The organism is Microcella alkaliphila (assembly GCF_002355395.1).
Taxonomy (GTDB): domain Bacteria; phylum Actinomycetota; class Actinomycetes; order Actinomycetales; family Microbacteriaceae; genus Microcella; species Microcella alkaliphila_A.
Genome location: NZ_AP017315.1, coordinates 1,400,430 through 1,412,629, shown reverse-complemented (window position 1 = coordinate 1,412,629; position 12,200 = coordinate 1,400,430). Strand labels below are relative to the sequence as shown.

Below are 12,200 nucleotides of genomic sequence, written 5' to 3'. Positions count from 1 at the left end.
TCAGCGCCCCGTCCCCGCCGCGGCGGCGACGGTCTCGGCGTCAACGAGGGCGCCGTCGAGCACGGTGGGCACGCCTCCGTGCACGGTGGCGACCACGCGGCCGGGCAGGGTGAGTCCCGTGTACGGCGTGTTGCGGCTGCGGCCGCGCAGCTCGCCGGGCGACCACGTGCGCGAGGCGGCCGGGTCGACGAGCGTGAGGTGGGCGGGCGCGCCGACGCTCAGGGGCCGGTCGTAGCCCGCGAGACGGCCGATGTGCGCCGGGGTCGTCGAGAGCACGCGGGCGACGGATGCCCAGTCGAGCATCCCGGTGTCGACGAGAGCGTGCTGCACGACCGACAGCGCCGACTCGAGGCCGACCATGCCGAAGGCCGCCTCCGACCAGGCGCACTCTTTGCTTTCGTCGGGGTGCGGGGCGTGGTCGGTCGCGACGATGTCGATCGTGCCGTCGGCGACGGCGGCGCGCAGCGCGGCGACGTCCTCCGCGCGCCGCAGCGGCGGGTTCACCTTGAAGCGGGCGTCGTAGTCGCGGGCCGTCTCGTCGGTGAGCAGCAGGTGGTGTGGGGTCACCTCGGCGGTCACCAGGATGCCCCGCGCCTTCGCCCACCGGACCACGTCGACGCTGCCGGCGGTCGAGACGTGGCACACGTGCAGTCGCGAGTTCGTGTGTTCGGCGAGCAACACATCGCGGGCGATGATCGACTCTTCCGCCGCCGCCGGCCAACCCGTGAGCCCGAGTTCTCCCGACAGCGGGCCCTCATTCATCTGGGCGCCCTCGGTGAGGCGCGGCTCCTGCGCGTGCTGCGCGACGACGCCGTCGAATGCGGCGACGTACTCGAGAGCGCGACGCATCATGAGCGGATCCGCGACGCAGTGGCCGTCGTCGCTGAACACGCGCACCTGGGCGCGGGAGGCGGCCATCGCGCCGAGCTCGGCCAGCTGCTGCCCGGCGAGCCCGACCGTGACCGCGCCGATGGGGCGCACGGTCGCGTAGCCGTGCTGGCGGCCGAGTGCCTCCACCTGCTCGACGACCCCGGCGGTGTCGGCCACCGGCGTCGTGTTGGCCATCGCGAACACGGCGGTGAAGCCGCCCGCGGCCGCGGCGCGCGTGCCGGTGAGCACGGTTTCGGATGCTTCTCCCCCGGGCTCGCGGAGGTGCGTGTGGAGGTCGACGAGGCCCGGGAGGGCCACGAGGCCGTCGGCGTCAATGACGTGATCGCCCGACTCGGCGGATGCCGACCCGACGGCGACGATCGCGCCGTCAGCGATGCGAATATCGGCGCGGTCACCGCCCATAAGCGACGCACCGCGGATCAGGATGCCGCTCATGCTCGACCCCCGTCGGTTCCGGAAACGAGGAGGTAGAGCACTGCCATGCGGATCGACACCCCATTCGTGACTTGTTCAAGCACCGTCGATCGGGTCGAGTCGGCGGCGACGGACGCGATCTCGAGCCCACGATTCATCGGGCCGGGGTGCATCACTATCGTATCGGCGGGAAGAGCGGCGAAGCGCTCGGCCGTCAGCCCCCAGATGCGCGCGTATTCGCGCTCGGTGGGGAAGAAGGCGTCGTGCATCCGTTCACGCTGGATGCGCAGCATCATGACGGCGTCGGGCCCAGTCGCGAGCGCGTCGTCGAGCAGCTCGTGCACCGTGGCGGGCCACGCCTCGATCCCCGCCGGTTGCAGGGTTCGGGGGGCGACCAGGTGCACCTCGGCGCCGAGCGTGGCGAGCAGCCAGACGTTCGAGCGGGCGACGCGGGAGTGCAGGATGTCGCCGACGATCACGACGCGGGCGCCGTCGAGGGCGCGACCGCGGGCATCCTCACCGTGCAGACGCCGCCGCAGGGTGAACGCGTCGAGTAGCGCCTGCGTGGGATGCTCGTGGGTGCCGTCGCCGGCGTTGATGATGGCCGCGTCGATCCAGCCGGCGTGGGCGAGCCGGTGGGCGGCACCCGAGGCGTGATGCCGCACGACGATCGCGTCGGCCCCCATGGCGACGAGGGTCTGAGCCGTGTCTTTCAGGCTCTCACCCTTCGACACGCTCGAGCCCTTCGCGCTGAAGGTGATGACGTCGGCGCTCAGGCGCTTGGCGGCCGACTCGAACGAGAGCCGGGTGCGCGTCGAGTCTTCGAAGAACAGGTTGACGATGGTTTTGCCGCGCAGCGCCGGCAGCTTCTTGACCTCGCGGTCGGCGGTCGCCGCCATCTCTTCGGCGACGTCGAGGATGCGCACCGCGTCGTCGCGGGCCAGGTCTTTCGTCGTGAGCAGATGCCTCATGAGCTGATCGCCACCTCATCGACGCCGTCGACCTCGGTGAGGCGCACGAACACGCGCTCGCTGGTCGCCGATGGCAGGTTCTTGCCGACAAAATCGGCGCGGATCGGCAGTTCGCGGTGCCCGCGGTCGACCAGCACGGCGAGCCGCACGGCGCGCGGTCGACCGTGGTCGGCGAGCGCGTCGAGGGCGGCGCGCACGGTGCGGCCGGAGAACAACACGTCGTCGACGAGGACGACGACCGCGTCATCGATGCCGCCAGAGGGGATGCGGGTCGGCGAGGGGGCGCGGGTTGCGCTTCGCCCCAAGTCGTCGCGGTGCATCGTCACATCGAGGGTGCCGGCCTCGGCGACGCCGGGCTCGATCTCCTCCACGATGGCGTGCAGGCGCTCGGCGAGGGCGGCTCCGCGAGTCGGAATGCCGAGGAAGACGAGACGGCCGTCACCGCGTCGTGCCTCGAGGATTTCGTGGGCGATACGGCGCAGCGCGCGGGCAATGTCGGCTGTCTGCAGCACAGGGCGTGCGGACATCGCGACCTCCTTCCCCGCCTCACAGGACGGTGCTTAAAGGACGTCTGGGTCGCTCACCACTCTACCGGTCGCTGGCGGCCTGCTCGTCCGGCACGCGAGCGACGGCTCGCACGGGAGCGCCGTCGAGCCCATCGAGGCGCAGCGGCAGGATGATCGCCTCGGCCCCGCTCGTGGGCACGCGGTCAAGGGCTGCCAGGTTTTCGACGATCACTCCCCCGTTACCGAGCCAGAACTCGTGTACGGGAAGTGCCCAGGCGCCGTTGTCACCCGGCCACGACGCATCGGGGTTCAGGGTGTCGACGCCCAGCACACGCACGCCACGGTGCCAGAGCGCGGTCGCGAGAGCAACGTCGATGACGGGATGCTCGAGGTACGTATCGTCGCCAAATCGCGCGTCCCAGCCTGTCCGCACCGCGACGATGTCACCGGGCGCGATCTCCGGTGCGGCGTTCAGCACGTCGACACCGATGCGGTCTCGGGCGGCGCGGCCCGTCGCGTCGAGCACGACGAGCGGGGCGACCAGGTCGTCGAGGGCGACCGCCTCGAGGGTGGCGCCGTCCGCGATGGAGTGCGCGGGAGCATCCAGGTGGGTGCCGGTGTGGGTACCCAGGTGGAGGGAGCTGACGCGGAAGCCGTCGGTCTCGATGCTCGCCGCGTTCTCGATCGAGACCGCCGGATCGCCGGGGAAGACGGTCATCCCCCCGGCGATCGGGTGGCTCAGATCGATCAGCATCCCCAGAGGCTACGCCTCGACCGCCCGTTCGGGTGCGGCGTCCGCGAGGTGCTGGTGCTCGGGCTCGGAGCCGTCGCGCGTCAGGCGGCCCGTCAGCGCTGCGGCGGCAACAGCGATCACGACCGTGAACACGAATGCCGGAATCGTCGCACCGATGGGGCTCGGGAACTGGTAGGTCAGCAGCAACGAGAAGCCGAATCCGAGCACCCACACGATGATCATCGGAATGTTCACGCCGCCGGTGAACCAGTACCGGCCACCGCGGTGCTTCAGGATGTCGGCCGTGTAGACGCGACGGTTGACGACGTAGTAGTCGACGATCATGATCGCGAACACGGGAATGAAGATCGCCCCGATCACGAACAGGAAGTCGATGAAGAGGCCGAGGAGGCCGAGGAACGTCGAGCCGATGACCGTGATCGCGCCGATCACGAGCGCGGTCGGCAGGAAGCGGAGCTTCAGGCGCGGCAGCGCGTTGATGGCCGACGTGGTCATGCCGTAGACGACGAGCGTGTTGGTCGCCATCACCGAGACGAAGATGACGGCGGCCAGCGCGACGCCGAACTCGCCGACGATGACGCCCGGGTCGAACTCGACGACCTCGCCGCCAGCAAGCACGACGTAGGCGATCGCGGTGGCGCCGAGCGTCATCGACAGGAAGGTCGAGACGACGTAGCCGACACCCGAACCGACCACGGTCGGGCGCGTGCTGCGGCCAAGGCGGTTGAAGTCGGCCGACAAGACCGTCCAGGAGATGGCGGTCGCGATCACGATGTCGAGCACGGTGAGGTTCGTCAGCCCGATCGAGGCGTCGGCGGGAACCGCGAAGTAGGCGCTCGGCGGGAAGGTCGTGAATGCGACGGTCAGGACGTACCCGATGATGCCGATCATGACCACGGCGAGCCACGGCTCGACCCGGCTGATGCCCTCGTGGCCGAAGATCGCGAGGCCAACGACGATCAGCTGGCAGATTACGGCGAACAGAGCGGGGTTCGAGTAGCCCGTGAACTCGGCGACGACGAAGTCGACGGTGATGCCCGCGAGCATCGCCTGCACCCAGCTCCAGCCGAGCAGAATCAGCAGGTTCGCGGCGACGGGAAGAAGCGAACCACGCGTGCCGAAGGCGCCGCGCGTGAGCGACATCGTGGCGAGGCCCGTGCGGGTGCCGATGGCCCCCACCGTGACGAGCACGGCACCACCGATGATCGAGCCAACGAGAATCAGCATCAGCGCTTCGCCGTAGCCGACGCCGGGCACGAAGATGGTGCCCGTCAGCATGGTCGTGACGACAAAGTTCGAAGCGAGCCAGATCATGGCGATCCGGCGCCAGGTCAGGCTTCCGCGCAGCGGGCCCGAGCCGTCGGCGTTGGCTTCGAGCCGGTCAGACAGGCGGCGCCACGCTGAGGGGCGAGCGGTCGTGGTGGACATCGGTGACTCCTTTGTCGGGTGGGGTGGGGGGGTGAATCAGGTCGTGGGGGCCGTCGACAGGTGTTCGTGCACGGCGAGCACGCTGCCGTCTGTCTGGCGCTGGAACACGATCGTCTCGCGCTCGAGGGTTGTCGCGTCGCCTCCGGGCACGCCCGCTGTCGTCGTGACCGTGTGCGTGAAGATCGCCGTCTCACCGAGCAGCTGAACGAGCGGTTCATTGCTCACGCACGAGACCACCCGCCACCCCTCGGCGAGCCAGCTCGCCCAGAGCTTCTCATAGTCGGCTCGACTGTCGAGGCGGGACGCTTCGGGGTGAAACACGAACGTCGCCGCGGGATCGAACTCGGCAAAGTAGGCGTTCGTGTCGGTGCGGGCGAAGGCGTCGACGATGCGAGCGGCCGCGGCGGTGACCTCTGCTTCCGTCAGCGGTGCGGCGGCGGTCGTGCTCGACATCGGTGTCCTTCCCTGCGCAGTCAGGTGCCTCTAGTGCACCAATCGTTGTCTGTTAGACAACATACGCAATGGTCGCTCGCGTCGCTCCTCCTGTCAAGCGCAACGCGCCCCGCGCCGCCGTGGGGCGGCGCGGGGCGCGTTTGCGTGCGCGCGGGATGCGCGGGGCTCAGCCCCAGCGCTTCAGCAGCTGACGCTCTCCCAACCCGACAAGTGCGTCCGTGGTCTTGCCGAGGATGGCGAGCAACACGATCGCCAGGAAGAGCCGGTCGATGCGGCCATTGTTCTGCGACTCGATCAGCAGGAAGCCCAATCCCATGGTTGACCCCACCAGTTCGGCGGCGACCAGGAACAGCCACGACTGCGCGAGCGCGAGCCGCAGGCCCGAGACAACGGAGGGAACGATCGCGGGCAGCTGCACGGTCGCGAGCAGCGACACACCGCGGTAGCCGTAGGCGCGGCCGAGCTCGACGAGCTGGCGGTCGACATGGCGCAGCGCCCCGGCGACCGTCGTGTACACGGGGAAGGCAGCACCAATGGCAACGAGGGCTACCTTCGAGTCTTCACCGAAGCCGATGTAGAGCATGAGCAGCGGAGCCCAGGCGAGCGACGGCACGGCGCGCAGGGCCCCGACCGTCGGCGCGAGAGCGCCGTCGGCAAGCTTCGAGAGCCCGACGATGGCACCGAGTACGAGTCCCACGATCGCGCCGAGCGCGAAGCCGATCACCACGCGTTGGGTCGAGATCGCCACGTAGAGGCCGAGAAGCCCGCGCTCGCCGAGGTCGATCGCGGCCAGCACAACCGACTCGGGCGTCGGCAGGCGATGCGCCGGAACCCAGCCGAGGGTCGAGGCGAGCTGCCACAGGACGAGAATCAGGATCGGCAATGCGGCGCCGAGGGCGACGTAACCGAGTCGACGGCCGCGCGGTCCGCGATCGCGCGCGGGCCTGCGGTCTATTCCTGACGAGCCGACGTCAGAGCCGGCGACGGTGGGCGCCGCGACGCGGCGGCCCGATTCCTCGGGTCGCCGCGTCGCGGTTGCGCTGGTGCGCTGGTCAAGGGCCATGGCTGGCGTCCTCCGGGCTACTCGAACCGACTGGGGTCGGCGTTCCGGGCGAAGTCGGGCAGGAACAGTTCGGCGAGAGCCGCATCCACCGCGTCTTGCGAGGCAATGTCGCCGTTGGCGACCTGGATCGGGCCGATCGTCGTGAGCACGTCGAGCTGCACGTCGCCGGGCACCGGGTCGAGGTCGATCACGGTTCGCTCGAGCAGCACGACGCGAGCGATGTCGATGTCGATCGCGCCCACCTCGGCGAGAATCTCGGCGGTCTCCTCGGGGTTCTCGAGCGCCCACTGGCGAGCCCGCTCGTAGGCGTCGACAACGAGCTGCAACAGATCGGGGCTGCGCTCGGCGAACTCCTCCGTCGCGTTCAGCACGCCGTAGGAGTTGAAGTCGATGTTGCGGTAGACGAGCGTCGCGCCGGTCGCCTCGGCGGAGGCCATGATGGGGTCGAGCCCCGACCAGGCGTCGACCGTGCCGTTGGCGAGGGCCGCAGCTCCGTCGGCGTGCTGGAGGTTCTGAATAGACACCTCGGACGGGTCGACACCGGCCTCCTCCAACGCCTGCAGCAGGAAGAAGTAGGGGTCGGTGCCGAAGGTGACGGCAACCGTCTTGCCGCGCAGGTCGGAGACCTCGGTGATGTCGGAACCCTCTGGCGCGACAATTGCCGCCCACTCCGGCTGCGTGTACACGGCGACCGTGCGAATCGGCGAGCCGTTGGCGCGGGCCAGCAGCGCGGCCGAGCCGGCCGTCGAGCCGAGGTCGAGCTCGCCCGCGCGCAGGCCCTCGTTCGCGCGGTTCGAGCCGAGAGACTGGGTCCAGACCACCTCGACGTCGTCGCCGAGCTCGGCCTCGAGCCAGCCCTGGTCGCGAATGATCAGGCTGAGCGGGTTGTAGGTCGCGAAGTCGAGCGAGAGGCGGTCGCTCGACCACTCCCCCGCGGCGGCGCTTTCGGTGGGCTCGGGAGCGATGGCACTGCCCTCGCCTGCGACGCAACCCGTCATCGCCATCGTCGCGACAGCGGCGACGGCGGCGAGCGAGATGAGGGGACGGCGAGTCATGGTGGTGCCTTTCGTGTGTGCCAGAGGGCGGTTGGGGTGGTGGCGGGTGGTGCGGGGTGGTGCGGTCTAGTGGCCGTGATGGCTGTCGACGCCGAGCGCGTCGAGCAGCTCGGCGCGCAACTCGGCGAGCTGGGCGTCAGCCCGGTCGCGCGGCCGCGTTCCGGGCACGTCAACGATGCGGCGGATGCTCGCCCCGGGCGCTCCGTCGGGGTCCCGTCCGAGAAGGACAACACGGTCGGCGAGGGTGAGCGCCTCGTCGACATCGTGGGTGACGAGCACGATCGTGGCCGGCTCGACGGCGTGGATGTCGACCAGCAGGTCTTGCATCGTCAGGCGGGTGAGCGCATCCAGCGCGCCGAAGGGCTCGTCGAGGAGCAGCACGCCCGGGCCGCGCGCGAGCGCGCGGGCCAGCGACACCCGCTGAGCCATGCCGCCCGAGATCTGACGGGGGCGCAGCGCGGCGGCGTCGGTGAGCTGAACGAGTTCGAGCAACTCGGCAACACGCTCACGACCGGCGGCGCGGTCGAGGCTGCGCGGGATGCCCAGTTCGACGTTGCGAGAAATGGACCGCCAGGGCAGCAGACGCGGCTCCTGAAAGGCGACCGCGCAGCGCTGATCGGCGGGGGCGACCGCCTCGCCGCCGATCGTGACCGAGCCGGTGGTGGGCGCATCCAAGCCGCTGATCTGACGCAGCAGCGTCGATTTTCCGCAGCCGGAGGCACCGATCAAGGCGACGATTTCACCGGCGGCGATGTCGAGGTCGACGTCGCGGAGCACGGGGCGCTCCCCCGAGCCGGCGTCGTCGGTGAACGAGCGCCCCACGCCCGACAGGCGCACGGGAAGTGCGGGCGAGGTCGCCAGAGTCGAGGGAGCGGTGAACGTCATGCCGCCACGGTACGGAGCCGCGTCGTCACGCCTCAAGCGCAGGCGACACAGTGTGACACCCGGTGAAACATTGCGTCACACAGGCATCCTGGGGCGCCTCGACGCGTGCCTAGACCAGAGCCGTCCGCTTCGACGTGGGCGCACCCTCGATCACACGGTGGCGCACCGCTCCGGAAATCTGGTCGACGATGATCGTGACGATGATGATGACGGCAAGCGTGATGCCGACCCGCTCCCAGTCGCGGCGCTCAAACACCTGGGCGAGCAGTGAGCCAACGCCGCCGGCACCCAGGATGCCAAGGATGGCGCTCGCGCGAATATTGATCTCGAAGCGGTAGAGCCAGAAGGCAATCACCTCGGGCAAGATTTGCGGCGTTACGGCAAACCGCAGGCGCTGCAGCGTGCTCGCTCCGGCTGCTCGCAGCGCCTCGCTGGGGCCGGGCGGTACCGACTCAATCGCCTCACTCGTGAGCTTGCCCAGGGTTCCGATCGAGCCGACGCCGATCGCCAGGGCGCCGGCGAGCGGGCCGAGACCGAAGATCGGCAGCATGATCGCGATCGCGAACACCAACTCGGGGATCGCCCGCACGATATTCAGAAACTGCCGGGTCGGGAAGACAATCCAGCGCGGGGCCACCGTCGACGCCGCGAGAAACGCCAAGGGGAACGACAGCAGCGCGCCGATGACCGTGCCGATCCACGCGATCTGCAGCGACTCGAACATGAGTCGCAGTGCGTCGCTCCAGTAGGTGGCGTATGGCTCGGAAAAGGGGTTCTGCAGGACCCCGCGCAGCATGAGCTCGCCGTACACCAGTGACTGCGCGGGAATCTCAGCCAGTCGCTCCCAGCGAGCATTCGCCACGGTCACGGCGATCACGATCAGGGCCAGGAGGCCGAGTTGCATCAGGGTGTAACGCGTGCGGGACGGGGCGCTGGGGCGCGGCGACGCTCCGCGGCGCGCGGCGGGGGCGGTCATGCGAGCCTCCGTCGAATCGACTGCGACACGAGGTCGATCGAGAACACCACGACAAAGAGCAACACGACGATGGCCGACACGTTCGAGTAGTTGAATCGCGCAAACTCAACGCTCAGCGTTGCGCCAATACCGCCGCCGCCCACGATGCCGATCACGACCGAAGCGCGAATGTTGAGCTCGAGCACGTAGAGGCAGTACGAGAGATAGTTCGGCAGGATCGACGGTGTGACGACATAGCGCGCGCGTTGCAACGCGTGCGCGCCCGCCGCGTCGGCCGCCTCCAGCGGGCCGCGATCGACAGCGTCGATCGTCTCGCTCGTGAGCTTCGCAATGATGCCGATGTTGAACATGATCAGCGCGAGGATCCCGGCGAGCGACCCCGCCCCCACCAGGGCAAAGAACAGCAGGCCATAGCCGACGTCGGGCAGCGAGCGCACGACCGACAGAAACAGCTTGGCCGCGCGATACAGCACGGGGTTCGCCGTGGTGACCCGAGACGCCAAGAGCGCCATGCCCAGTCCGATGGTGCACCCCACCGTCGTCGCGATGAGCGCGATGGACAGCGTTTCGGTCCACGGGCCGACGGTGCGAGCGATGAACGCCCAGTTCGGCTGCAGGAACTCCTGGATGATGAACCATCCGCGCCCCAGATCGGTCCAGAGCGGTGACAGGTCGAACTCGATACCGACGGCGGCCCACACCGTGATGGCGATCACCGCGAGAGCCGCGAGGTAGGCGCCGGGCCCGGTTCGGGGCTTCCGCGGCCGCGCCGACGGCGGCGCCGACGCCGACTTGGCGGTTGCCGTCACGCTCCCGCCCCCGAGGTGCCGTGGCTCGACTCGGGCACGTCAGACTCGAGGGCCTCGAGGTCGTCGGTGAGCACGTCGTCAGCCGTCAAGGACCGGCCGTAGATCTGCTCGAACACGGCGTCATCGGCCTCGGCGGGCGTGCCATCAAAGACGACCTGCCCGGCGCGCATGCCGATGATGCGGTGGGCATAGCGGCGAGCGAGGTCGAGGAAGTGCAGGTTGACGATCGTCGTAATGCCCAATTCGGCATTGATGCGCTGGAGATCGCGCATGACCATATTCGCCGTGGGCGGGTCGAGCGAGGCGACCGGCTCGTCGGCGAGAATCACGGCCGGATCTTGGGCGAGCGCCCGCGCAATGGCGACGCGCTGCTGCTGTCCCCCCGAGAGCTGATTGGCGCGAACGTATGCCTTGTCGACGATGCCCACCCGTTCCAACGCGACAAACGCCTGCTCTCTATCGGATGCGCGAACGTAGCCGACGAGGGACGGCACAAGTGGCGTCGCGTGCAGGCGACCGACGAGGACGTTGCGCAGCACGGTCACGCGGCCGACCAGGTTGAACGACTGGAAGATCATTCCGATGCGCGAGCGCAGCGCTCGCAGCCGGCGCGGAGTGGCGCCGTCAACGCGCACGCCGTCAACCTCGAGTTCGCCGCCGGTGACCGGCACCAGGCCGTTGATCGTGCGGATCAGGGTGGACTTTCCGGCGCCCGAGAGTCCGACAACGACAACGAACTGACCCGCAGGAATCTCGAGCGTCACACCATCGAGGCCGACGGTGCCATTGGGATAGGTGACGCTGACGTCACGGAAGCTGATCACAACTCTCGCCTTTGGGGGCTGGGGGTGGACGACGGACAGAGGGCCGGGGCAGCTGACCGCCCCGGCCCTCGCGACGGTACTACTCGCCGAAGTTTGCCTCGACCTGACGCGCGGCGTCCAGGGCGTCGAGGTCGGCGGGCACCAAATCCTCAATGCTGTAGACCGCGTCGAGGGCGGCGAGACCCTCGTCGGTCGCCGCGATCGCGAGGAACGCATCCGTGATCATCTGCTGCACCTCGGGGCTGAGGTCACCGGCGACGGCGACGCCGTCGTTCGGAATGTTGGTCGACCACGCAAAGACGACCACATCTTCGCCCACGGTCGGCAGCTCCTCGACGACGTTGGTGCGCGCATCGTTGAAGCTCACACCCACCGTCGCGTCGCCGCGAGCGACCGAGAGCACCGAGTTGGGGTGACCACCCGCGAAGAACGCACCCGAGAGATCAAACGGGTCAAGTCCGGCGTTCTCCAGCTGGGTCGCCGGGTAGTAGTACCCCGAGGCCGAACCCTCATCGACGAATGAGATGGCCTCGTCTTGCGTAATGTTCGCGAGCGCCTCTTCCCCGACCGGGCCCGAGGTGGCCTCGTCAACGCCGTTGCAGAACGAGTAACCGTCTTCGTCAACGACAACCGGGGTGGAGCAGAAGCGGTCAGGGTCGTTGGTGAACCACTGCGTCACGTAGGTGCTCGACCCAAAGCGCACCGACTGCAGCACCGGCACGGCGCCCGCCTGGTCGGCGGCCTGGACGAGAGCGATCGGGCCGAACATGCCGATCTGGGCCTGGCCTGCCTGCATGGCGACAACGAGCGCGTTGTAGCTCTCGGTCACCTCTGCCCGCACGGGAATTCCGAGCTCCTCACTCAGCAGCTCGCCGAGCACCTCGGCGTCGAGGACGAGCTGGTCGACCTCCTGCGAGGGCACGAGGCCGAGCACGAGCTCCTCGGGCATCTCGACATCAGTCGAGGTGCCGGGGTCGGTCGTCGGGTCCTCGGTGGCCTGCTCGTCGCTCGCGCAGGCGGCAAGGCCGAGCGCGAGGACGGATGCGGCTGCGACGACGCCGAAGCGGCGCGGAAAAGCAGTCATGGGGGTCTCCTCTGGTGCGGTGTCAGGGGGGGACCCGCCGCGTGTGCCCGGCGGACTTCTTCGACCTTACGTCGAGACGGTTGTTCT

Annotated in this window: 13 protein-coding genes; all 13 read right to left on the bottom strand. The window is 69.0% G+C overall.

Annotated elements, in window-relative coordinates; all coding sequences use genetic code 11:
* Entirely contained in the window at positions 1 to 1,326 is a 1,326-nt protein-coding gene (locus CPY97_RS06920) for a dihydroorotase (protein WP_096421366.1), read from the bottom strand.
* Positions 1,323 to 2,276, bottom strand: a complete 954-nt coding sequence (locus tag CPY97_RS06915; RefSeq protein WP_096421365.1) for an aspartate carbamoyltransferase catalytic subunit — start codon at positions 2,274 to 2,276, stop codon at positions 1,323 to 1,325. The genes CPY97_RS06920 and CPY97_RS06915 overlap by 4 nt, the downstream gene beginning before the upstream one ends.
* A complete protein-coding gene (gene pyrR, locus CPY97_RS06910) occupies positions 2,273 to 2,803 on the bottom strand; it encodes a bifunctional pyr operon transcriptional regulator/uracil phosphoribosyltransferase PyrR (RefSeq protein ID WP_096421364.1) in 531 nt (176 codons plus the stop codon). The genes CPY97_RS06915 and pyrR overlap by 4 nt, the downstream gene beginning before the upstream one ends.
* A 61-nt stretch (positions 2,804 to 2,864) precedes the next feature.
* On the bottom strand, positions 2,865 to 3,536 hold the full coding sequence (locus CPY97_RS06905) for a cyclase family protein (RefSeq protein WP_096421363.1): 672 nt from the start codon (positions 3,534 to 3,536) through the stop codon (positions 2,865 to 2,867).
* 9 nt (positions 3,537 to 3,545) lie between these two features.
* On the bottom strand, positions 3,546 to 4,964 hold the full coding sequence (locus tag CPY97_RS06900; RefSeq protein ID WP_096421362.1) for a purine-cytosine permease family protein: 1,419 nt from the start codon (positions 4,962 to 4,964) through the stop codon (positions 3,546 to 3,548).
* A gap of 36 nt (positions 4,965 to 5,000) precedes the next feature.
* Positions 5,001 to 5,417 carry a YybH family protein gene (locus tag CPY97_RS06895; RefSeq protein ID WP_096421361.1) on the bottom strand — a complete coding sequence of 139 codons (417 nt, stop codon included), beginning with the start codon at positions 5,415 to 5,417 and terminating at the stop codon, positions 5,001 to 5,003.
* Between the two features lie 166 nt (positions 5,418 to 5,583).
* A complete protein-coding gene (locus tag CPY97_RS06890; protein ID WP_096421360.1) occupies positions 5,584 to 6,480 on the bottom strand; it encodes an ABC transporter permease in 897 nt (298 codons plus the stop codon).
* A 17-nt stretch (positions 6,481 to 6,497) separates the two neighbouring features.
* The gene (locus CPY97_RS06885; protein WP_096421359.1) at positions 6,498 to 7,535 is read right to left on the bottom strand and encodes an aliphatic sulfonate ABC transporter substrate-binding protein; all 1,038 of its coding nucleotides are present in this window, start codon (positions 7,533 to 7,535) and stop codon (positions 6,498 to 6,500) included.
* A 66-nt stretch (positions 7,536 to 7,601) separates the two neighbouring features.
* Positions 7,602 to 8,420, bottom strand: coding sequence for an ABC transporter ATP-binding protein (locus tag CPY97_RS06880; RefSeq protein WP_096421358.1), 819 nt, complete (start codon positions 8,418 to 8,420; stop codon positions 7,602 to 7,604).
* 109 nt (positions 8,421 to 8,529) lie between these two features.
* Positions 8,530 to 9,396 (bottom strand): phosphonate ABC transporter, permease protein PhnE, encoded by an 867-nt coding sequence (gene phnE / locus CPY97_RS06875; RefSeq protein WP_096421357.1) that lies wholly within the window; start codon positions 9,394 to 9,396, stop codon positions 8,530 to 8,532.
* Positions 9,393 to 10,205, bottom strand: coding sequence for a phosphonate ABC transporter, permease protein PhnE (gene phnE / locus CPY97_RS06870; protein ID WP_096421356.1), 813 nt, complete (start codon positions 10,203 to 10,205; stop codon positions 9,393 to 9,395). The genes phnE (CPY97_RS06875) and phnE (CPY97_RS06870) overlap by 4 nt, the downstream gene beginning before the upstream one ends.
* On the bottom strand, positions 10,202 to 11,029 hold the full coding sequence (gene phnC / locus CPY97_RS06865) for a phosphonate ABC transporter ATP-binding protein (protein ID WP_096421355.1): 828 nt from the start codon (positions 11,027 to 11,029) through the stop codon (positions 10,202 to 10,204). The genes phnE (CPY97_RS06870) and phnC overlap by 4 nt, the downstream gene beginning before the upstream one ends.
* A 79-nt stretch (positions 11,030 to 11,108) precedes the next feature.
* Positions 11,109 to 12,113 (bottom strand): phosphate/phosphite/phosphonate ABC transporter substrate-binding protein, encoded by a 1,005-nt coding sequence (gene phnD, locus CPY97_RS06860; RefSeq protein WP_096421354.1) that lies wholly within the window; start codon positions 12,111 to 12,113, stop codon positions 11,109 to 11,111.
* Between the last annotated feature and the right edge of the window lie 87 nt (positions 12,114 to 12,200).